The sequence below is a fragment of the Streptomyces sp. NPDC051020 genome, from assembly GCF_040683105.1.
GTDB lineage: Bacteria > Actinomycetota > Actinomycetes > Streptomycetales > Streptomycetaceae > Streptomyces.
In genome coordinates this window covers 89,163-111,894 of record NZ_JBFBCG010000009.1, presented here as the reverse complement: position 1 = coordinate 111,894, position 22,732 = coordinate 89,163, and the positions used below count along the sequence as shown (strand labels likewise).

The 22,732-nt window shown below is 72.0% G+C and carries 12 protein-coding genes; 4 read left to right on the top strand and 8 right to left on the bottom strand.

The genetic code is table 11. From position 1 onward, the window contains the following. The first annotated feature begins 6 nt into the window (after window positions 1-6). From AB0N06_RS07695 to AB0N06_RS07685, 3 genes are all read left to right on the top strand, one after another. Entirely contained in the window at window positions 7-918 is a 912-nt protein-coding gene (locus tag AB0N06_RS07695; protein ID WP_366133788.1) for a GNAT family N-acetyltransferase, read from the top strand. Next, window positions 915-2,027, top strand: a complete 1,113-nt coding sequence (gene menC / locus AB0N06_RS07690) for an o-succinylbenzoate synthase (protein ID WP_366133787.1) — start codon at window positions 915-917, stop codon at window positions 2,025-2,027. Before AB0N06_RS07695 ends, menC begins: the two co-directional genes overlap by 4 nt. Before the next feature lie 117 nt (window positions 2,028-2,144). Further along, window positions 2,145-3,788, top strand: a complete 1,644-nt coding sequence (locus AB0N06_RS07685; protein ID WP_366133786.1) for a helix-turn-helix domain-containing protein — start codon at window positions 2,145-2,147, stop codon at window positions 3,786-3,788. 179 nt (window positions 3,789-3,967) lie between these two features. On the opposite strand, the gene AB0N06_RS07680 is transcribed toward AB0N06_RS07685, so the two are convergent. The 8 genes from AB0N06_RS07680 to AB0N06_RS07645 form a co-directional block, all read right to left on the bottom strand. Continuing rightward, a complete protein-coding gene (locus tag AB0N06_RS07680; RefSeq protein ID WP_366133785.1) occupies window positions 3,968-6,052 on the bottom strand; it encodes a prolyl oligopeptidase family serine peptidase in 2,085 nt (694 codons plus the stop codon). Beyond that, on the bottom strand, window positions 6,049-7,257 hold the full coding sequence (locus AB0N06_RS07675) for an erythromycin esterase family protein (RefSeq protein WP_366133784.1): 1,209 nt from the start codon (window positions 7,255-7,257) through the stop codon (window positions 6,049-6,051). The genes AB0N06_RS07680 and AB0N06_RS07675 overlap by 4 nt, the downstream gene beginning before the upstream one ends. Before the next feature lie 18 nt (window positions 7,258-7,275). Continuing rightward, complete coding sequence (locus AB0N06_RS07670; RefSeq protein WP_366133783.1) at window positions 7,276-9,135, bottom strand: ABC transporter substrate-binding protein; 1,860 nt, start codon at window positions 9,133-9,135, stop codon at window positions 7,276-7,278. A gap of 33 nt (window positions 9,136-9,168) precedes the next feature. Then, window positions 9,169-10,050: an ABC transporter permease gene (locus AB0N06_RS07665; RefSeq protein ID WP_366133782.1), complete on the bottom strand. Its 882-nt coding sequence runs from the start codon at window positions 10,048-10,050 to the stop codon at window positions 9,169-9,171. Further along, window positions 10,047-10,997: an ABC transporter permease gene (locus tag AB0N06_RS07660; RefSeq protein ID WP_366133781.1), complete on the bottom strand. Its 951-nt coding sequence runs from the start codon at window positions 10,995-10,997 to the stop codon at window positions 10,047-10,049. Before AB0N06_RS07660 ends, AB0N06_RS07665 begins: the two co-directional genes overlap by 4 nt. Next, window positions 10,994-13,120 (bottom strand): ABC transporter ATP-binding protein, encoded by a 2,127-nt coding sequence (locus AB0N06_RS07655; RefSeq protein WP_366133780.1) that lies wholly within the window; start codon window positions 13,118-13,120, stop codon window positions 10,994-10,996. The genes AB0N06_RS07660 and AB0N06_RS07655 overlap by 4 nt, the downstream gene beginning before the upstream one ends. Before the next feature lie 124 nt (window positions 13,121-13,244). Next, window positions 13,245-14,276: a membrane dipeptidase gene (locus tag AB0N06_RS07650; RefSeq protein ID WP_366133779.1), complete on the bottom strand. Its 1,032-nt coding sequence runs from the start codon at window positions 14,274-14,276 to the stop codon at window positions 13,245-13,247. Further along, window positions 14,273-15,658, bottom strand: coding sequence for a serine hydrolase domain-containing protein (locus AB0N06_RS07645; RefSeq protein WP_366133778.1), 1,386 nt, complete (start codon window positions 15,656-15,658; stop codon window positions 14,273-14,275). The genes AB0N06_RS07650 and AB0N06_RS07645 overlap by 4 nt, the downstream gene beginning before the upstream one ends. Before the next feature lie 628 nt (window positions 15,659-16,286). On the opposite strand from AB0N06_RS07645, the gene AB0N06_RS07640 reads away from it, so the two are divergent. After that, on the top strand, window positions 16,287-22,691 hold the full coding sequence (locus tag AB0N06_RS07640) for a protein kinase (protein ID WP_366133777.1): 6,405 nt from the start codon (window positions 16,287-16,289) through the stop codon (window positions 22,689-22,691). The last annotated feature ends 41 nt before the right edge of the window (window positions 22,692-22,732 follow it).

Genomic DNA, 22,732 nt, shown 5'->3' with positions numbered 1-22,732 from the left:
ACCAACGTGAGTGACCTTCTGCACGACCGCACCGCGCCCCCTTCTCCGCCCCCCGCCGCCGCGTACGCCGTGGCCGACGCCGCCGCGCGCGCCGCCTGTGTCGGCATCCGCACCTTGGACAGCGTCGCCGACCTGGAAGCCGTCCGGCGCCTGTACGAGCGGATCTGGCGGACCGGCGAGAGCAGTCCGGTGGTGACGGCCGACCTGCTGCGGGCCCTGGCGAAGGCCGGCAGTTACATCAGCGGCGCGTACCACGAGGGCGAACTGGTCGGCTCCTGCTTCGGGTTCTTCTCCCCGCCCGCGCGCGGCGCCCTGCACAGTCACATCGCGGGGGTGCTGCCCGGTGCCCGGCGGCGCAACATCGGCTTCGCCCTGAAACTGCACCAGCGGGCCTGGGCGTTGGCCCAGGGGGTGGGCGAGATCTGCTGGACGTACGACCCGCTGGTGCGGCGCAACGCGTACTTCAACCTCGCCAAGCTGGCCGCCGAACCGGCCGAGTACCTGCCGGACTTCTACGGGCCGATCGACGACGGGATCAACCGGAGCGACCACAGCGACCGGATCCTTGTGCAGTGGACGCTGGCCGCGCCGGACACCGCGGCAGCCTGCGTCGGCCGGCCACGGCGGGTCGACGCGCGGGCGGCGCTGGCCCGGGGGGCGGCCGTCGCGCTCGGGGTCTCCCTCGGCGGCGGGCCGTCGGAGGCGCGCACCACGCACGGGGCACGGACCGTCCTGGTGGCCGCCCCGGAGGACATCGAAGGGCTGCGGGAGAGCAATCCGGCCTGCGCGGCGAGCTGGCGCAGCGCGGTACGTGACGTGCTGGGCGGGCTGCTTGCCGACGGCGGGCGGGTCCGCGGGTTCGACCCGGCGGGCTGGTATCTGGTGGACCGCGGCGACACCTCACAGGAGACGGCATGAAGATCGAAGGAGTGGAGCTGCGCACCGTCGAGGTGCCCCTGGTCTCCCCGTTCCGCACGTCCTTCGGCACCGAGACCGTGCGCGAGGCGCTGCTGGTGCGGGTGGTCGGCGCCGAGTCCGAGGGCTGGGGCGAGTGCGGGGCGGGCACGGCTCCGCTGTACTCCTCGCAGTACACCCACGGTGCGGCGGACGTGCTCGGCCGCTTCCTGGTCCCGGCACTCGGCGCGGTGCCGGATCTCGCCGCGCACCGGGTGGCCCCGGCGCTCGCGGCGTTCAAGGGGCACCGGATGGCGAAGGCCGCGCTGGAGACGGCGGTGCTGGACGCGGAGCTGAGGGCCCGGGGGGTGTCCTTCGCCGAGGCGCTGGGCGGGGTCCGCGACCGGGTGCCGTGCGGGGTGTCGGTGGGGATCACGGAGTCGGTTCCGACGCTGCTCGACGTCGTCGGCGGGTATCTGGAGGCCGGCTATCTGCGGATCAAGCTGAAGATCGAACCGGGCTGGGACGTCGAGCCGGTGCGCGCCGTACGCAAACGGTTCGGCGACATCCCGCTGCAGGTGGACGCCAACGCGGCCTACCGGCTGGGCGACGCCCGTCATCTGGCCCGGCTCGACGCCTTCGGCCTGCTGATGCTGGAGCAGCCGCTGGCCGAGGACGACCTGCTCGGCCACGCGGAACTGGCCCGGCGGATCAGCACCCCAATCTGCCTCGACGAATCGATCGTCTCGGCCCGCGCCGCCGCGACCGCCCTCACCCTGGGCGCCTGCCAGGTGGTCAACATCAAGCCGGGCCGGGTGGGCGGCTACCTGGAGGCCCGCCGGATCCACGACGTGTGCGCGGCGCACGACGTGCCCGTCTGGTGCGGCGGCATGCTGGAGACCGGCCTCGGCCGCGCCGCGAACGTGGCGCTCGCCTCGCTGCCCGGCTTCGCCCTGCCCGGCGATACCTCGGCCTCCGACCGCTACTACCGCACCGACCTCACAGAACCGTTCCACCTTTCGGACGGCCGTCTCACGGTGCCGACCGGCCCGGGCCTCGGCGTCTCCCCGCTCCCCGAGGTCCTGGCCGAGGTGACCACCTCGACGACCTGGCTGCCGCTGCCGGCCTCCTGAGCCGGCGAAGTGCCACCCGGTCCGTCCTGCCGGACGGACCGGGTGGCATCCTTTCGTCATGTACGACGAACTCGGGCCACACAGCCCCGCGCTACGTTCTGCGCTGTGCTCATCCCTGTGACCAGACTCCCCCGGGCCGGCCTCGGACGGGTGCTCGAGGAGCTCGGCTCCACCCTGCTCGACGTCGTCTGCGGCGACGCCGAACGCGCCGGTGACATCGGCGGGGTCGTCATCCACGACCCGCTCGACGAACCCGAACTCCCGGACCGGGCCCTGGTCCTCGGCGTCGCCCTGCGCGAGCCGGACGACATCGCCCGCGTCCTCACCCAGCTCGGCGAGCGCGGCGCCGTGGCCCTCGTGGTGCGCGCGCCCGTCGTCGCCGACGACGTGCTGGCGAAGGCCGTCGCGTCGTCGGGCGTGGTGCTGCTCGCCTTCACGCGCGGCGCTTCCTGGACCCACCTGGCGGGGATGCTGCGCACCCTCACCAGCGACGGCCCCGAGGGCCCGGCGGCGGGCCGGATCGAGTCCGGTGACCTGTTCGCCGTCGCCAACGCCATCGCGGCGCTGCTCGACGCCCCCGTCACCATCGAGGACCGCAACTCACGGCTGCTCGCGTTCTCCAGCCGTCAGGAGGACGTGGACCACTCGCGGGTCCAGACGATCCTGGGCCGTCAGGTCCCCGAGCACTACACCCGCATCCTCAAGGAGCGCGGCGTGTTCCAGACGATCTACCGCAGCGACCGTCCGGTGCACGTCGCCGAACTGCCCGAGCCGGAGGGCACGGACCAGCCGCGTGAGCTGCCGCGTGCGGCGATCGCGGTGCGGGCCGGGGACGAGATCCTCGGCACGATCTGGGTGGTGGTGTCCGAGCCGTTGAGCGAGGACCGCAGCGAAGCGCTCTACGAGGCGTCGAAGCTGGTGGCGATGCACATGGTGTGGCAGCGCGCCGACGCCGACATGGAGCGGCGCAAACGGGCGGAGCTGCTCGCCACCGCGCTGGAGAGCGGCCCGGGCACCCTGGAGGCGATCCGCCGGCTCGGTCTGAAGGACGAGCCGTCCGTGGTGCTCGCGCTCACCGTCGTGGACTCCGCGAGCGAGCACCGGCTGCCCGCCCGCACGGCCACCGAACGCAAGCGCCTCGCCGACGCCTTCGACATGCACCTGGCCGCGGTCCATCCGCGCGCCACCGCGGCGCTGATCGGCGACATCGCCTACGGCGTCCTGCCGCAGCTGTCGCAGGACCGGCACGAGGCCGAGGAGCGGGCAGCCAGGATCGCCACCGAGTTCCTGGCCCGGGTGGGCTCACAGCTGCGCCCGCTGATCGGCGTGGGCCCCTACGCGGACGACGCGTCGGCGCTCGCCCGCTCGCGGACCGGCGCCGAGCGGGCCCTGCGGGTGCTCCGCTCGGGCAGCCCGGCGCGGCAGGTCGCCCGCCTGGACGACGTCCATGTCGAGGCGCTGCTCTGCGAACTCGCCGACCTCGTCCCGCGGGGTGATCTGCCGAGCGGGGCCGTCGCCCGCGTCATCGCCTACGACGCGACGCACGAGACGAACCTCCTGGAGACGCTGCGGCAGTGGCTCGATGCGTTCGGCGACGTCGCGACGGCGGCCGCCGCGATGTTCGTCCACCCCAACACGTTCCGCTACCGCCTGCGACGGGCGGCTGAGGTGGGCCGGATCGACCTCAACGACCGCTCCGCGCGCCTGTCGGCCATGCTCCAGCTGCACCTGATGGCGCTCAGAGACGATCCGGGCCGCTGAGCGGGCCCGCCCGCCGGGCCTCCGTCCGGACCGGGGAACCGGATCAGGACCCGCTGAGCGACCCGGCCCACGGCCCGGCGAGCGGCGTTCCGTCCAAGCCGGGGAACCGGATCAGATACCGCTGAGCGGCCCAGCCCACGGCCCGGCGGACGGCGCTCCGTCCACACCGGAGAACCGGATCAGGAACCGCCCAGCACCCCTGCCGTCCGGCCGGCGGACGGCACTCCGTCCAGGCCGAGGACTCCGATCAGGAAGGCCAGCCATTCGGCGTCCTGCGCGACGGCGACCTCGGTCGAGGTGGCCGCGCCGTGTCCCGCCCGGTCGAAGACGTGCAGCACGATCGGCGCGTCCCCCCGCTGCGCCGCCTGCAGCCGTGCCGTGAACTTGCGCGCGTGCCACGGCGCGCACCGCGGATCGGCCGCCCCGGCCTGGACGTAGACGGCGGGGAAGTCGCCGGGTTCGATCAGGTGGTAGGGCGAGAGGCCCAGCAGGCGCCGGATGTCGCCGGGGTCGTCGGGATCGGCCCACGCTTTGCGGATCACGAAGTTCAGATAGGGGTCGCGGATGCCGCCGAGGAGGTCGAGGAGGGGGGCCAGCGGCAGCACGGCGCACCACAGGTCGGGCCGCCTGGTGACGGCGATCCCGCACATGAGGCCGCCGTCCGAGCCGCCGGACAGGGCGAGCCGGCCGGGCGCGGTGAGCCCGGAGCCGATCAGGTGCTCCGCCACCGCGACCAGGTCCTGGTCGCGCACCTGCTTGTGTTCCCGGTGCGCGGCCAGGTGCCAGTCCCGGCCGAACTCGCCGCCGCCGCGCAGGTGCGCCTGGACGAGGACGCCGCCCGCCGCGACGAACGCGGCCATCTCCGGCTGGTACTGCGGCAGCAGCGGCACGTTGGCCGCCCCGTACGCGGAGATCAGGGTCGGCGCGGGCCCGTCCGGACGGCTGCCCGCCGGACGCACCACGTGGTACGGGATCTCCGTGCCGTCGGCGGCGACGGCATGCTCGTACGTGACCTCGGCGACGAGGGTGACCGCGGGTGCGAACAGCGTCTCGACGCCGGACTCCCCCGGCCGGTGCCGGTAGACGCCCCAGGAGCTGGTCAGGGTGGAGAACGCGAACACGAAGTCGTCCGTCGGCGGGCCCACGGCCAGCCCGGTCAGGGCGAAGAACGGGGCGGACAGCGCGCCCTTCCCCGGCAACGGCACCTCTCCGGTGACGACACCGTCGTGATCGATGACGCGCACCCGGGCGTGGGTCCGGTCGAACTCGCTGAGGTAGAGGTGTTCGCCGACCGGGGTCAGCGACCGCAGCACCGTCTCGCCCTCGGGCACCAACTCCGTCCAGGTGGACGGGTCGTGGGGATCGATGGCGTCGAGGTTGAGGGCGACGACCCGTCCGCGCGGTGCGTCCACGTCGGTGACCGCGATGTAGCGGTCGCCGACGATGTGGCCGGCGACGGTTCCGGCGCAGTCGGTGAGGAAGGGCCGCCACGGGGCGCCGGGACGGGTCAGGTCGCGCACGGCGACCGGGACGGGGCTGCCCACCCGGTGGCTGGCGACGGCCCAGCGGCCGTCGGCGGAGAGCTGCACGAGGGTGTACTCACGGGAGCCCGCGCCCACCGGTACCGGCTCCACCACCGTCGCGGCCGCGCGGTCTGTCGTGGCGAGCCGGTGCAGGTACACGGCCTGCCGGAACTCCTGCGGAGCGCCGGTCAGGGCGAAGAAGTAGAAGCCGCTGCTGTCCGGCAGCCAGGAGACCCCGCCGGCCCACGCGCTGTGCAGGACCTGCGGCGGCGCGCCGTCGAGCAGGCGCCCCGAGTCCGACTCGACGAGCCGCACGGTGTTGTGCTCGCTGCCGTCGGTGCAGACGCCGAGCGCGAGCACCCGGCCGTCCGGGGAGGGCGCGAACCACGACAGCACAGCGGGCCCGAACGCGGCGAGGTCGACGACCGTACGGCCCGGGCCGTACGGTTCCCCGGCCACGACGAGGGTGGTCCCCTCCGCACGGAACCAGCGGCCCGACGCGTGGCGTGGCAGCAGGGGCCGGGCGCCCGCGTCGTAGGTCTCGATCAGCTTGTGCACGGCGGCCGGGTCCTGGTTCCGGTAGGCGGTCGACGTGGCGAGCCGGGCCTGTGCCCGCTGCCATCGCCGCACCTCGTCCGTCTCCCCCTCCAGCCATCGGTAGGGGTCGGGCACCCGGAGCCCCGCGACCTCCTCGAAGGCGTCGACGGTCCGTGCGGGCCGGAGCGGGCTGCTGCTGTTCACCGGGATGTCTCCTCGTGCTGCGCGGAACGGGCGTCCGCGAATTCGGCGCGGGTTCTCTCGAACGCGCCGGGGGTCCGGCTCACCCGCCGGAAGTGGAGCAGCGCGTCGTAGGTGGCCGGGAAGTCGTCCACCGGATCGAGCCCGCCGCCGGCGAGGGTGCCCTGCACGCCGTCGAAGAACCCGGGGGGCGCGTCGCACGGGGCGAGGAGGGCCGCCCGGGGCGCCAGGTGTTCCAGGCGGGACTCGACACTCGCAGGGACGAGGACCCGCCGGCCGAGTGTGACGTCGCAGTCGAAGGGGCGCGGGGAACGCTGGGTGAACCGGACCTCCGGCCCGGATCCGTACGTCATGCCGACCACGACGAGGTCCGCTCCCAGCGGGGGTGAGAGGAGGCTGCCCAGGGTGGGGCGGCCGTGGAACGGTGTGCGGCGCACATGGGAGTTGTGGGCGCTCACCACGACACGCGCTTCGCGCTCCAGGACCCAGCGCACACTCCGAGCCATGAACTCCTCGCGTGGATAAGGAAGTTCGGGAGGGGTCGACCCGGCCAGCTCGGCCGCGAAGGCTTCCAGCGAGGCCCCGCACTGCGCGAGGACGCCGGAGCCGTGCAGCCGGGCACGGTGCGCCAGCCGCTGCAGGCCGTCGAGCAGCCGGCCTCGTTCCGCGGAGTCCATCGCCGCGTACCGGACCGCCGCCCGCGACCGCTCCCCCAGGTCGCTCAGAGCCAGCAGCGCCGCGTCCCCGGGCTGTGCGGGCAGCCGGTCGAGGCAGGCACGGACCGCGGACAGCGGTGAGGTGGACGATCCCGGCAGGTCCATCCCGTAGAAGGAGACCGTCCCCTCCCCGGTGGTGTTGTGCCGCCGCATCCAGCGCAGCTGGCGCCGCATCGGCTCGCACTCCCCGAAGCGGTAGGTGATGCCCGTCCTGCTGACGTCCTGCACGCGCCCCGGTCCGCCGTGCACCCAGGCGTCGACGCCGAGCCCCTCCGCGAATCCGGACTCCAGGACGAGCCCGGTGAACCCGCACTCCCGCACCAGGTACCGGAACAACCGGTCCCTGAGCCCGTAGAACTCGGTGATGTTGTGACCGCCCTCGCCGAGCGCCACCACCCGTGCGTCACCGACGATTTCACGCAGCCGTGCCACGTCGGACGGACTCACCGCCTTGCCGAGCGGCCTGCTCGGCGCTTCGCTGTGCGTGTTCATGACGACCAGTCCCCTTCGTCAGCGGTGGAAGTACCAGAGTTCCGGCGTGTACAGGAAGGTCAGCAGCGACTGGAACGACGCCGGCGGCCCGGAGAGGGAGTCCTTCCACACCACGAGCGTGTGCGGGGTGGGGAAGTAGAGCACGGGGAGGTCCTTGCCGAGGTAGGTCACCTCGTCCGCCAGGGCGCCGGAGTCCGCTCCGAAGGTCGACGCGTTGATCAACTTGTCCGCCTCGGCGTCCCGGTATCCGCCGAGGTTGAAGCTGCCTCCGGTGTTGAACACGGTGTTGCTGCTCGGATAGCCGGCCGCCAGGTACAGCGGCCCGTAGTCCTGCGCGGCCCACTTGTCCTTGTTGGCGGGCGCGAAGGAGTTGCCGTAGTTGCTGTACAGGTAGTTGAGCGACTTGGTGTCCAGCGTGATCCTGATGCCGAGCTTCTTCGCCTCCGAGGCGAACGCGGTGTCCCGGGCGCCCACGTAGGCCGGGGTGCTCGCGGAGGCCAGCGTGAAGTCGATCGCCTGCCCGCGCGGGATTCCGGCCCCGCACTCATCCGCACCGGTCCCCGGGCGGACGCAGGTGGTGGTGCCGCCCGGTGCCACCTTCCAGCCGTGGCCGGTGAGCAGCTTCTTCGCGGCGGCCGGGTCGTACGGGTAGGGCGCCTTGTTCCCGAAGGCCGGCGGGTAGGGGGAGTCGCTGCCCGCGGGGCTGTAGTTGACGGAGGCAGCCCCGCTGTACACGCCGCGGCTGCGGACGTAGCCGTCCTGGTCGATGAGGTGCTGCAGGGCCTGTCGCACGTACCGCTGCGCGATCACCTTGTCGAAGTTGCCGGTGGTGTCCTCGAAGTTGAGGGTCAGCGGGTCGAAGCGGGCGGGGGCCGCGGCGCCGTACACGTGGTAGCCCTGCTTCTTCAGCGCGCCGATCTGCATGATGAAGCTGGAGTCCAGCGTCCCCACGGTCAGGTTGCCGGCCTTGAACTGGTTGAGGACGGCCGAGGCGGAGGTGAACGACTTGAAGTCGACCCGGTCCAGGCGCGCGTCACCGGGGCCGCTGTAGTTCCGGTTGGGGACCAGGGAGTACGAGCCGGTGGTGGGGTCGAAGCTCTTGAGCCGGTACGGGCCGTTGACGATCTGCCACAGCGGGTTCCCGGCGAAGGTGGCCGGGGTCTCCGACTGCTTGGTGAGGTAGCGGTAGACGGCCGCGGCGTTCTTCGGCCGCGTGTAGTCCAGGTGCGGTCCTCCGGTGCGGGCGATGCTCCACTCCTTGGCGGGCATCACGTACAGCAGGGTCAGCATGGACATCAGATAGGACGGGTTGTAGGCCGTCTCCGTCGTCAGCGTGAGCCGGTGGGACGAGGTCGCCTTCATCGTCACACCGTCGGGGAACTGGCCGGGGGTGTAGAAGCTCCAGTTGGCCGGGCTCTCCTTGATCGCCGCCTTGAGCAGGGCCAGCGAGAAGACGACGTCGTCGGCGGTGACCGGCCGGCCGTTGGACCACTCGTAGTTCTTCATCTCGATGGTCGCCGTCCGGCGGTCGTCGCTGTACCGCGGCGGCTCGGCCAGGCTCAGCGAGGCGTCCATCACCTGGTCGCCCTCGCCGCTGGGGCGGTAGAGGGAGCGCCAGAGGACCCCCTTCGCGATGACGGTGCCGTTGGCGGAGGCCGGCGGATACGGATAGATGTAGTTCGGGGTGAGGCCCGGGGTCAGCGCGACGGTGACGGTGCCGCCGTCCTTGGGGCCGCCGGATTCCCTGGGCAGGGTCTGGTAGCCGCCCCGGAGGGCCTTCGCCAGGTCGCCGCCGCCGCAGGCCGTGGCGACAAGGGCGAGGACGGCGACGAGCACCGCGAGGCGACGTCCCCGCGCCGTGCCGGGCAGATGTGTCATGAGGGGCTCCCTGCGAAGAGTGGACGGGGTGGTTCAGTCGGCACGGCGGCCGAGGGCGTCGCGCAGCGCGTCGGCCAGGAGGTTGAGCCCGAGGACGGTGAGGACGATGCACAGGCCCACGGGGTAGACCAGCCACCAGTAGCCGGCCGAGAGGTACGTCGCGCCGTCGGCGAGCTGGCTGCCCCAGTCGGCGGTCGGGTACGTCAGGCCGAAGCCCAGGAAGCCGAGGGCGGCGACGACCAGGATCGCGTCGGCGACCTGGAAGGTGATCACGACGACGATCACGCTGAGCGCGTTGGGGACGAGGTGGGTGAACAGGAGCCGGCGGCGGGAGGAGCCCATCACTCGCGCTGCCAGGACGAACTCCCGCACCCGCAGGGTCAGGACCTCGCCGCGTACCAGGCGGGCCGAAACCAGCCAGGAGAAGGCGCCGATGACCAGGCTCAGCGAGACGGCGTTCGCGTGGAACCGCGCCGAGAGGATCAGCACGAAGAAGAGGAAGGGAATCGAGAGGAGGGTGTCGACCACCCGCATCAGGAACCCGTCGACGACACCGCCGGCGAGTCCGGCGACGGCACCGTAGACCGTCCCGATGACGGTGGCGAACACGGCCGAGAGCAGCCCGATCTGCAGGGACACCCGGCCGCCCGCCATCAGCCGGCCGAGCACGTCGAAGCCCTTGAGGTCGGTGCCGAGGGGATGCGCGGCGCTGGGCGGCAGAGCGGCGTTGACCAGGTCCACGTCGGTCTGGTCGGTGCGGTAGAACAGGGGGCCGAGGAGGCAGAAGGCGACGACGAGGACGAGGAGCAGTCCGCCCGCGAGTCCGAGAGGGTGGTGGCGCACGGTGCGGAGGGCGCGCTGCACGCCGAACCGTTTCCCCGAACCGGTCAGGGCAGGAGCGTGGGTTGAGGTCATTTCTCCAGCTCGATTCGGCGGTCGGCTGCGGCCACCGCGAGGTCGGCGCCGAAGCTGCCGGCCACGGTGAGGACGCCGCCGATCAAGGTGTAGGCGAGGAGCACCGGGTAGTCCTCCTGCTGGAGGCTGTTGAGGAACAGCAGCCCGAGACCCGGGTAGTTGAAGAGCGATTCGACGATCAGGTTCCCGGCGAGCAGGCTCGGAACGAGCGTGCCGACCAGGGTGATCAGCGGCAGGCAGGCGTTGCGCAGCAGGTGCCGCCGGAGCACGAGGCGCTCCGGGAGCCCCTTGGCCCGCGCGACCCGGATGTAGTCCTGCCCGAGCTGTTCGAGCGCCGAGGAGCGCTGGTACTGCGAGAAGATCGCAACACTGGTGACGGCGAGCGTGATCACCGGCAGGGCCATCGCCCTCGGGTCGGTGAACACCACCCACGCCGAGTGCGACGACGACGCCTCAGCGGGGAACAGCGGCAGGGTCTGGCTGAACACTGCGATCAGGACGAGCCCCAGTAGGAACGACGGCGTCGCGTACAGCACGTAGGAGACGGCCGTGGTGGCGCGGTCGACGACCCTGCCCTTGCGGACCGCCTGCAGGATCCCGAGCGGAACGGCGATCAGCAGGGCGAGCAGCAGCCCGGCGAGCGAGAGCATCGCGCTGCGGGCCGCGTGCTGCCCGAGGACCGTTGCCACGTTCTCGTTCAGCTTGTACGACCTGCCGAGGTCGCCGTGGGCGAGCTGGTCCAGATAGCTGAGGTACTGGACGACGACCGGACGGTCGAATCCGTGCTCACGGTTGAAGTCGGCGACGGCCTCGGGCGAGGCCCGCTGCCCGAGGACCACGCGGCCCGGGTCCTCGGAGACCACGTGCAGCAGGAAGAAGACGATCGCGGAGATCCCCAGCAGAACGACGGCGGATATCGCCAGCCGCCGGACGATGTACCAGGTCATGCGTGTTCCTCTCCTCGCCGATGGGTCGCCGGCCGGGTGCCTCGGAGTGCTGCGGCGGTCTCCTCCGGCTCCCACAGGGGGTGGTGGCAGGCGACCTGGTGGGTACCGCCGAGGGACGCCGGTTCGGGTTCCGTCGCAGCGCACAGCTCGGTGGCCCGTGCGCACCGGGTGCGGAAACGGCAGCCGCTGGGCGGGTCGACGGGACTGGGCAGTTCACCGCGGACCCGGGTGCCGGCCGACGGCTTCGGGGCGGCGGGGTCGGCCTCGAGGACGGCCGCGAGCAAGCCGGCGGTGTAGGGGTGTGCCGGGGCTCCGTACACCTCGTCGGCGGTGCCGGTCTCGACCAGCTTGCCGAGGTACATCACGCCCACCCGGTCGGCCAGGTAGCGCACCACGGCCAGGTCGTGGGAGATCACCACGCTGCTCAGGGCGCGTTCGCGCTGGACTCCGCGCATCAGGTTGAGCACCTGGGAGCGGACGGACACGTCGAGGGCGCTGACCGGCTCGTCCGCGACCAGGACCGTGGGGTCCAGGGCCAGCGCGCGGGCCAGGCCCACCCGCTGGCGCTGTCCGCCGGACAGTTCGTGCGGGTAGCGCTCCAGGACACTCGCGGGCAGGCCCACGTCACCGAGGAGTTCACGGGTCCGGGCGGTGCGCGCGGCACGGCTGCCGACGCCCTGGATCGCCAGGGGCTCGCGCAGGATGGTGCCGATGCGCATCCGGGGGTCGAGGGAGGCGTTCGAGTCCTGGAACATCATCTGCAACTTGGCGCGCTGCGGCGCCAGTTCGCGGGTGCTCATCCGGGTCACCGGCGCACCGTCGAAGACCACCTCGCCCGCGGTGGGCCGGGCGAGCGCCACCAGCATCCGGCCGAGCGAGGACTTCCCGCAGCCCGACTCCCCGACCAAGCCGAACGTCTCGCCTGGCGCCACGTCGAAGCTCACGCCGGAGACCGCCTTGACGGTGCGGCGGCGCCCCAGGAGGCCCTGGCGTCCCAGCGGGTACTCCAGGCGGAGGTCGACGACCCGGAGCCGGGGCTCCGGCGCGGGCACGGCCGCGGGTGTCCGGACTGACACGGCGGCAGCGGCGACGCGAGGCCGCTCCTGCCCCTCCTCGACCGGGTGCCAGCAGGCGTGAGTGTGCCCGTTCTCCGCCGCGGTGAGCGGCGGCCGCTCCTCGCGGCAGCGCTCGGTGGCCGCCGCACAGCGCGGAGCGAAGGCGCAGCCCGGGATGGGTGCGGCCAGGTCCGGTGGGGCCCCGGGAATGCTGGAGAGGCGCTCGTTCCGGTCCTGGGTGAGTGACGGGATCGAGGACAGCAGCGCGTGGGTGTAGCGGTGCCGGGTGTGCCGGAACAGCTCGGGGGTGGGGCCGGTCTCGGCCAGGCTCCCGCCGTACATCACGCCCACCCGGTCGGCGTGCCGGGCGATCACGCCCATGTCGTGGGTGATGAGGATCATCGCCATGCCGAGCCGCGAGCGCAGCTCGTCCAGGAGGTCGAGGATCTCCGCCTGGACGGAGACATCGAGCGCGGTGGTCGGCTCGTCCGCGATGACCACCTTCGGCTCGCACACCAGGGCCATCGCGATCATCACGCGCTGCCGCATGCCGCCGGAGAGCTGGTGCGGATAGTCGTCGAGCCGCTCCACCGGCCTCGGTATCCCGACCAGGCCCAGCATCTCCGCGGCCCGTTCCCGTGCGGCCCGCCGGGACGTGCCGCGGTGCCACCGCAGGGGTTCGGCGATCTGCTCGCCGATGCTGCGGGTGGGGTTCAGTGCCGTCAACGAGTCCTGGAACACCATCGCGATGTCGTCGCCGCGCAACTGCCGGTACCGGGCGGCCGGCAGCCCGACCAGTTCAGTCCCTTCGAAGTCGACGGATCCGCCGGTCACCCGGCCGCCGGACGGCAGCATCCCCATCACCGCCAGGCCGGTCATCGACTTGCCCGAACCGGTCTCCCCGACGATGCCGAGGGTCTCGCCCCGGTCGAGGGAGAGCGTCACGCCGGACACCGGCCGGACGGCCCGGTCGCCGCGCCGGATCTCCACCGACAAATCGCTGATCGTCAGCACGCGGCCGCTGTCCGCGGACTCACGCGCGCTCTCCGCACCGTCGCTCGGGCGCACGGGGTACCTCCCTTTCCTCTTCCTCGACCACCCGACGATTTTGAGACTCCTGTTCCAGGCGTCGTTCGTCGGCTTCACTGAACCTGGAGGCGTGCGCCGGTCCGATCGCACGAAGGGCTACCGGTCAAGCCGGACGGCCCAGTTCCGCCCGCAGCAGACGCCGTACGTTCTCGCCGAGCACCGCGACGATGTCCTGCTCGGCCCAGCCGCGCCGCTGCAGCGCCTCGGTGACCAGGGGGAGCCCGGCCGGCCCTTCGAGTCCGGGCAGGTAGGCGTCGGCCGGCACGCCCTGGACGAAGTCGAGGGCGCAGCACGGCGGGGTGGTGTCGGCGAGTACTTCCTTGACGAAGTCGGGTCCGAGGCCGACGTGGGCGATTCCGGCCACCGAGGCGATGTGCTCGATGTGGTCGACCAGCCGGTCCACGCGGTAGTCGCTCGCGTGCAAATACGGCGCGAAGAAGTTCACGCACACGACTCCGCCGCCCGCGGCCACGCCCCGGATCTGCTCGTCCGTCAGGTTCCGGTGGTGGTCGAACAGGGCCCGCGCGCTGGAATGCGTCGCGACCACCGGCCGTGACGCCAGCTCCAGGACGTGTTCGACGCCGGCCGCGCCGAGATGGCTGATGTCGAAGAGCATGCCGAGACGTTCCATCTCGGACAGCGCCTCGATGCCGGCCCGGGTCAGCCGTCCGCCCGTCGCGTCCTCGCCGCTGCCGTCGGCCAGGGCGGTGCGCCCGAAGTGCGCCAGGGAGGCGATCCGCACCCCGAGCCGGAACAGCGTCTCCAGGAGTTCCACGTCCTCGCCGACGCCGGGCGCGCTCTCCAGCGCAAGGACGAGGGCGATCCGGTCCTGCGCCAGGGCCTGGTCGATCTGCGCACCGTCCAGGCACAGCGCGACGGCGTCGGGGTTGCCCTCCGCCAGCCGGTGGCCCGCCTCGATCATCCGCAGCGTGCGCCGCAGCGCCCCCTCGGGCCGGTACGCGTCCTCGACGAACACGGGCAGCGCCTGCAGGTCCACTCCCCCGGCGCGCAGCTGCGGCAGCCAGCGCTCCCGGAAGAACGCCGCCCAGCGGTCCACGGGCCGGGCGGCCACGGCGCACAGCAGGTCGTTGTGCAGGTCGGCGACGACGGCGCGCCGGTGCAGGTCGTCCGTCACGGCGTCCTCCGCTCGGCGCGGCCGTTGTGCAGGTACAACGCGCGCCCGTGGCCGTCGTCGCCGAGGAAGGCGAGCGGCTCGTGGCTGCCGCGCTCCGGTTCCACCGGGATCACGGTGTCGCCGCGCAGGCCGACGAGTTCCGTGCGGTAGGACGGTTCGTCCAGGTCCGCGGCGACGCCCAGCGGCTGACGCTCCAGCCACAACCGTCCCGCCGCGTCCTGGCTCACCGTGGTCCGCGCGGTGCTCGACGTATAGGTGCCGGTGTACCGGGACGCGTGCGGAACGGGCGCGTCCCGGTCCGGGACCGACGGCGCGGGCGGCGTGATGCCGGCCAGGTCCCCCAGGACCCGCTCGGTGATCCGCGCGTGGAGCCGCCGCGACAGGCCGCCGTTGGTGAGCACCGCCACCGCGATGTCCCGCTCCGGTACCAGGCGCAGGAACGCCGACTGGCCGATGGTGTTCCCGTCGTGCCCGACGACGGTGGGCCCCGACAGGTCGAAGAGCTCCCAGCCCAGCCCCCAGGCCGCGCCCTGCTCGATGTCGGGCTGCGTGACGTGCGGCTGCTGCATGACCCGGACGGTTTCGGGACGCAGCAGACGTCCGCCGTCCGGTCCCGCGCCCACGGCAAGATGCATCCCTGCGAAGGCCAGCAGGTCGCGGGCGCGCATCGCCAGCATCGACCCGGCCGGCGCGTTCGAACGGGCCAGCGCCCACACCGGCGTCGGCTCCAACGGCTCCCCCACGTGCCCGACGGCTGTGCGGTGCACGATCGCCTCGTACGGATCGCTCGCGGTGTGGCTCATCCCCAGCGGCCCGAACACGTACCGGCGGGCACACACGTCGAACGGCTGCTTCCGCAGGACTTCCACGATCCGGCCGAGCAGGCAGTACCCGGCGTTGTTGTACGAGAAAATCTCGCCCGGCGCGAAGAGCTGCGGCACGTCCCGCAGCACTCTCACGTACCGCTCCAGGCAGTCGTCGCCCTTCCCGGTGTCGGTGAAGATGTCGCCCTCGAACCCGGCGGTGTGGCTGAGCAGCTGACGCGGCGTGACCCGGCGGCCCGCCTCCGCGTCGGCGATCCGGAACTCCGGCAGCACGTCCACCACAGGGAGGTCCAGGTCCAGCAGCCCCTCCTCGACCAGCTGCATGACCAGCGTCGCGGTCACCACCTTCGTGATCGACCCGATCTGGAACAGCGAGTCCACCGTGGCCCGGACCCCCGTGCCCGTACTGAGCACCCCGGCCGCCGCCTCCACGTACCGGCCCCCGGCCTGCACGGCCACGGCGGCCCCCGGCACCTGGCACTCGGCGATCAGCCCCGGCAGCCTCTCACGCAGCCACACACCGATATCGCCCTGCTCCGACCCGGCAGACTCCCGCACGGTTTCCCTCCCCTGCTCGATTGCCAGGGAGCATATGACCTGCGGAAACCCAGGATTTCGTCCGTCCCCACCAGGGAGTGGCCCGGGAACTGTGCGCTCCACCGAATCGGGCGGGACGCCGCCCTCGACTCATCGATGACGTACCTTGCGGTGATCTTCGTCGACGGCGATCACCCAGGGGAACACACCATGGCCCGACCCGTACGCGCGATCTCGGAGAGCCTCCGATCACCTGGCGTTTCTGCGAGTTCGACCAGTTCAGGGAGCGCTCGGTCAGCTGAACAGCACCAGCGGGGACCTGTTCGAGAGCTCCCGCGGCAACCCATGCCGAGCCACCGCCATCGCATCATCCTCCGGCGTCGCCGCAGGGGCCGGGTCCAGGGCCTCACACGGTGCCAACAGCATCTCGGCAGCAGGTCAATCAACCAAGTCAGCGATCTTTGAACGCCGAGCGGACGGCTCTGCCGCGAACCAGACATGCGATGCCCTTGACCACTCAAGGGTTCACAGGAGCTGCAACACGTTGACAACGTAAACACGCATTCGCCATTCTCCTTGAGAGACGAAGGTGTACGCTCCCTGCAAGATGTACCCATCTTGCACGTGACGGGTGAAACGGGGAGGGCAAGTGGGCCTGGAAACGGTTGACGGACGGTTCCGGATCACGGGGATCATAGGGCGCGGGAACATGGGCGAGGTGCACCGGGCCGAGGACCTCCGGGCCGCCGCGGACTCCCCACACCGCGAGGTCGCGGTCAAGACCGTGCTGCGCGGCCGGACCGGAGTCGCCGTCGACGCCTCGGGGTCCGGCAAGGAGATCGACCGTTTCCGCCGCGAAGTGCGGATCATGCGCATGCTCTCCCAGGGCCACCCGAACCTCACCCTGCTGATCGACGGCGGCGTGGATGGGACGCCGGGCGGCAGCGGTCTGCCCTACCTGGCCATGGAACTGCTGGACGGCCATCCGCTCGCGGACCTCATCGACGAGGAGCCCCAGCTCCCGGTCTCCTGGGTCGCCGCCGTCGGGGCGCAGATCGCCGCCGGTCTCGCCGCCGCGCACACGGCCGGGGTCGTCCACCGCGATCTGAAGCCGGCCAATGTGATGCTGTCCCGCGACGGCACCGTCAAGGTCCTCGACTTCGGCATGGGATCGATCGTCGACGATCCCGACCAGACGCGACTGACCAGCACGGGCGTCAGCGTCGGCACGGCCCGCTACATGGCCCCTGAGCAGTTCCGGGCCGAACCCGTCTCCGCCCTCGCCGACCTCTACGCGCTCGGCTGCATCCTGTACGAACTGCTGATCGGGCGGCCGCCGTTCTCCGCCAGGACGCCCTTCGAGCTCTCCGAGCAGCACCAGCACGAGCTGCCGCCGCAGCTGGCCCTGGTGCGCCCGGACCTGCCCGCCGAACTGGTCCGGCTCGTCGACCGTCTCCTGGAGAAGGACGCCGACCTGCGGCCCGAGAACGCCGCCCAGGTCCACGACGCCTTGGTCCCGCTCGCGCTCGCGCTGGACGACACCGCCGCCCTGCTGGCACCGCACTGGCGGGTGATGGACCCAGTGGTGCGCCTGCGTTCCCTGCTCCCCGAGCGCGCCCCTGCCGCGCCGGCCCCCGTGCCGCGCAGGGAGCCGCGTCTGCCCGAGACGATGGACGTCTTCGGTATCCATGCCGATCTGATCAGCGAGTACGAGGACTTCACCAGAAGTGCGACGGTGATCCGGGACGCCCGGATCGACGGCTTCGTCGCCGACGACCTGGCGGCGAAGTCGCAGTGGCCCGACCCGTGGCTGTCACTGAATCCCTTCTTCGCCGACGGCGGCCAGGTCACCGACCTCGTGCGGGACGGCGTGCTGCACCCCAGGTGTGCGGAGATCTTCCAGGCGGGCAAGAAGGAGAACTCGCGGCGCCCGGACGGCCGTCCGCTGACCTTCCACCTCCATCAGCGGCAGGCGATCGAGGCCGCGCAGGCGGGCGACTCCTACGTCCTGACCACCGGCACCGGTTCCGGCAAGTCCCTGGCGTACATCGTCCCGATCGTGGACCGCGTTCTGAAGGAACGTCAGGCAGCCGGTCCCGACGGGGGCGGGCGGGTCCGCGCGATCGTGGTCTACCCGATGAACGCTCTGGCCAACTCGCAGCTCGGGGAGCTGGAGAAGTATCTGCGCCATGGTTTCGGGGCGGGGGGCGAGCCGGTCACCTTCGCCCGTTACACGGGCCAGGAGTCCGACGAACAGCGTCGGGAGTTGCGCAGGAACCCTCCGGACATCCTGCTGACGAACTACGTGATGCTGGAGCTGATGCTGACCCGGCCGGACGACAGGTCCAGCCTGATCCGCATGGCCGAGGGGCTACAGTTCCTCGTCTTCGACGAGTTGCACACCTACCGCGGCAGGCAGGGCGCGGACGTGGCGTTTCTGATCCGCCGGGTCCGTGAGGCCTGCCGGGCCTCGGCGACCCTGCAGTGCATCGGCACCTCGGCGACCATGTCCACCGAGGGTTCCTGGGAGGACCAGCGGCGCGAGGTGGCCAAGGTCGCCGGCCGGCTGTTCGGTACGACGGTCCTGCCGAAGCGGATCATCGGCGAGACCCTCGTGCGGGCGACCGAGGAGGCCCCGGTGACCGTGCCCGCCGAGCGGCTGCGGGTGCCGGCGGCCCCCCTCTCGTATGAGGCGTTGACGAAGGACACGCTGGCCCGCTGGGTGGAGTCCCGGTTCGGGCTGGAGCGCGAGGAGGAGACGGGGAGGTACCGCCGCTGCGCTCCGGGCACCCTTGAGGACGCGGCCACCGAGCTGGCCGCCGACTCGGGTGTGGCCGAGGAGAGCGTGCGCGAGGCGATCCGCACCACCCTGGAGGCGGGTGCGCAGGCGAAGCACCCGGTGACGGAACGGCCGCTGTTCGCCTTCCGGCTGCACCAGTTCCTCTCCAAGGGCGACACGGTCTTCACGACGCTGGAGGATCCGCTCACCCGCCCCCTTACACGCACCTACCAGCTGGAGCAGCCCGGCAGCGCCGGCAAGCCGCTGTTCCCGCTGGCGTTCTGCCGCGAGTGCGGCCAGGAGTACCTGACCGTCTGGCGCTCCGAGGAGAGCGGAGCGTTCCAGTACGAGCCGCGCCGGGACACCTCCGCCTCCGGGGGCCGCGACGGCGAGGGTTACCTGTACCTGGGCATGCCCGGGGAGGACTACGAGTGGCCCGCCGATCCGCAGAAGGCCGTGGACGATAGGCGGTTGCCGGAGTCGTGGCTCGAACGGGACGCGCAGGGCGTGACCGTCGTCAAGAAGTCCTACCGGCCCCGGGTGCCCAAGCGCGTCGTCGTGGACGCCTTCGGGAACGAGTCGGACGAGGGGCTGGTGGCGGCGTTCGTCCCGGCGCCATTCCTGTTCTGCGTGCACTGCCAGGTCTCCTACGAGCAGACCCGCGGCCGGGACTTCGCCAAGCTCGCCACCCTGGACCAGGAAGGGCGTTCCTCGGCGACCTCCCTGATCTCCGCGTCGATCGTGAAGTCCCTGCGGGCGGTGCCGGAGGAGAGCCTGGGCAAGGAGGCGCGCAAGCTCCTCACCTTCGTCGACAACCGGCAGGACGCCTCGCTCCAGGCCGGGCACTTCAACGACTTCGCGCAGGTGACCCAGTTGCGCGGCGCCCTTCACCAGGCCGCGGTCCGGGCCGGCGAGGAGGGGCTGCGCCATGACTACCTCGCGGAGGCCGTGACCGACGTGATGGGGCTGTCGCCGCGGGAGTACGCGGCGAACACGAAGCACAGCAAGCTGGCTCCCTCGATGGAGAGCCGTGCGGCGAAGGCCTTCCGTGACGTCGTGGGGTACCGGCTCTACCGCGACCTGGAGCGCGGCTGGCGCATCACGATGCCGAACCTGGAGCAGACGGGGCTGCTGCGGATCGATTACGAGGACCTGGGCTGGATCGCGGCCGAGCCGGACCGCTGGGAGTCCGTCCACGCGGCGCTCCGTGACGCGGACCCCGCGCTGCGCGAGGAGATCGCCCGGACGCTGCTCGACTTCATGCGGCGTGCCCTCGCCATCGACGTGCAGTACTTCCGCGACGACTTCGACACCCTGCAACGGGCGAGCGAGGAGCGCCTCGGCGGGCCGTGGGTGCTGAGCGAGAGCGACCGCCCCACGGTCGGTACCGCCTACCCGTACGGGTCACGGCCGGGTATGGAGCGTTCCGCGCTGTTCCTGTCGGCCCGCGGCAAGTTCGGCAAGTATCTGCGGCGGAATCTGCCCGAACTGCGCGACCTTCCCCCGGAGGACGTCCAGGGCATCATCGAGGATCTGCTGACGGTGCTGCGCGAGGCGGACCTGGTGCGCGAGGTGGAGGCGGCCCCTGAGCACGCCGGCCCGGCCTACCGTCGCCGGGCGGCCCAGAAGCGCATGGGGTACCGGGTGTCGGCCGCCGCCCTGATCTGGCGGGCCGGGAACGGTGAGCGGGGTGCGGTAGACCCGCTGGCCCGCACGTACAACCGCGGCGAGGGACCGCGGGTCAACCCGTTCTTCCGGGACCTGTACCGGACGGCGGCGGCCGAGCTGGCCGGCCTGTTCGCCCGGGAGCACACCGCGCAGGTCACCCCCGAGGACCGGCTGGAGCGCGAGCGCCAGTTCCGCTCCGCCGAACTGCCCCTGTTGTACTGCTCGCCGACGATGGAGCTGGGCGTGGACATCTCCTCGCTCAACGCCGTGATGATGCGCAACGTCCCGCCGACCCCGGCGAACTACGCACAGCGTTCGGGCCGGGCGGGCCGTTCCGGCCAGCCCGCACTCGTGACCACGTACTGCGCCACGGGCAACAGCCACGACCAGTACTACTTCCGCCGCTCCCAGGACATGGTGTCCGGGCAGGTGGCCCCGCCGCGTCTGGACCTCGCCAACGAGGACCTGGTCCGCTCCCACCTCCAGGGCATCTGGCTGGCGGAGACCGGGATGAAGCTGGGCAGGGCGATCCCGGACGTCGTCGACGTCGCCTACGACCCCGACGGCGGCGACCGCCCTGATCCTCACATGCCGCTGGCGCTCCTCCCCCACATCCACGACCTGTCCCTGGACGAGGACGCCCGCCGGCGCGCGATCGCGACCGCCCGGACCGTACTCGCCCCGCTCGTCGCGGACTTCGAGGCCACCACGTGGTGGTACGACGAGTGGATCGAGGACCGGATCGAGCGGGCCCCGCAGGAGTTCCACGCGTCCTTCGACCGGTGGCGGGAGCTGTTCCGGGCGGCCGTCATGGACCAGTACGAGCAGAACAAGCGGGTCGTCGACCACACCCTGACGCCCGGCGAGCAGGGTCGGGCCCGCACCCGCCGGCGCGAGGCGGAGACCCAGACGAACCTGCTGCTGAACCGCTCGTCCGACAGCAAGTCGGTGATGAGCGACTTCAACCCGTACCGCTATCTGGCGTCCGAGGGGTTCCTGCCGGGCTACAGCTTCCCGCGGCTCCCGCTGGCCGCGTACATCCCGCGGTCCGGTAACCGCCGCAACGCCGACGGCGACTATCTGCAGCGCCCCCGGTTCCTCGCGATCCGCGAGTTCGGCCCCGGCGCGCTCATCTACCACGAGGGGGCCCGCTACCAGGTCACCCGGGTGCAGTTGCCGCCGGACGCTTCGGGTGACCTGGCGACGGCGGAGGCGCGGCGCTGCGACGGCTGCGGTTACCACTACGCCGTCAAGGTCGGCGCGGACGTCTGCACGATGTGCCACGAGCAGCTGACGGGCAAGCGCACCGGCCTGCTCCACCTGCACACCGTGTACACGACCCCGCGTGAGCGGATCTCCTCCGACGAGGAGGAGCGCCGCCGGGCCGGTTTCCGCCTGGAGACCTCGTACGCGTTCCAGGACCACGGCGTCCGTAAGGGGCGCCTCACCTCCCACGTCACCGACACCGAAGGCGCCCCGGTCCTCGACCTGGACTACGGCGACTCGGCGACGGTCCGCATCACCAACCTCGGCCGGGTCCGCGACAAGGAGGGCGAGCCGGACGGCTACTGGCTCGACCTCGGCGACGGCCGCTGGCTCAACGACCGGGCCGCGGCGGACGCCATCGAGGGCACCGGCATGCCGGTGGTCGACGAGGACGGCAACGAGAAGCGCCGCAAGCGGCGTGTCCTGCCCTACGTGGAGGACCGCCGCAACATCCTCGTGGTCACCCTGGACGAGCCGCAGCCCGAGCCGGTGGCCCTGTCGTTCCTGTACGCGCTGGAGCGGGGCATCGAGGCGGCGTTCGAGCTGGAGGACTCCGAGCTGACCGCGGAGCTGCTGCCGCCGGACGAAGGCCCGCGCCGCCGCATGCTGTTCACCGAGGCGGCCGAGGGCGGCGCCGGTGTGCTGCGCCGGATCCAGCACGACAAGGACGCCCTCTCCATGGCGGCCCGGACCGCCATGGAGATCTGCCACTTCGACCCGGTGACCGGCGAGGACGAGGGCGGACCGTCGGACGACGAGCAGTGTGCCCGCGGCTGCTACGCCTGCCTGCTGACCTACGCCAACCAGACGCACCATCGCAGGCTGAGCCGGCACAGTGCGCGGCCGCTGCTGGCGCGGCTGGCCGGCGCCCGCACCGAGCGGGAGGGCCGGGGCGAGTCCCGCAGCGAGCTCTTCCGCAGGCTGGCCCCGGCGGCGAACAGCGGGACCACCGCGCAGCAGAACAGCCCGGCCGCGCACACCGTGGACTCCACTCCCACGAGCACCCCGGCACCCTCGCCGACCGTGCTAGAGGCCGATCTGGCGGCTCTCGTCACCAGGGGCGATCTGCTCGGCTGGCTCAGGGCGAAGGGCTACCGGCTCCCCGACGAGGTCAAGTCCCTCGTCCCCGAGGCGGGAGCCTGCCCCGACCTCGTCTTCCGCCTGGACGGTGCCAGCCTCGCCGTGTTCGTCGACGTCCCCGGCCACCCGGCCGACGCGACCCGCGACCTGGAGGCCGGCTACCGGCTGGAGGACGCCGGCTGGGACGTCGTGCGCTTCCCCACGGACGCGGACTGGGACGCCATCACCGACCACCAGGCCGCCTACTTCCACCTGCGCTGACCGCCCCCGCCCCTCTCGATCGCTAGGAACTGAGACATCTG

Coding starts and splice junctions, on each gene's coding strand:
- AB0N06_RS07665 (WP_366133782.1), bottom strand. CDS start 10,050: ATGACCTCAACCCACGCTCCTGCCCTGACCGGTTCGGGGAAACGGTTC.
- AB0N06_RS07670 (WP_366133783.1), bottom strand. CDS start 9,135: ATGACACATCTGCCCGGCACGGCGCGGGGACGTCGCCTCGCGGTGCTC.
- AB0N06_RS07660 (WP_366133781.1), bottom strand. CDS start 10,997: ATGACCTGGTACATCGTCCGGCGGCTGGCGATATCCGCCGTCGTTCTG.
- AB0N06_RS07675 (WP_366133784.1), bottom strand. CDS start 7,257: ATGAACACGCACAGCGAAGCGCCGAGCAGGCCGCTCGGCAAGGCGGTG.
- menC (WP_366133787.1), top strand. CDS start 915: ATGAAGATCGAAGGAGTGGAGCTGCGCACCGTCGAGGTGCCCCTGGTC.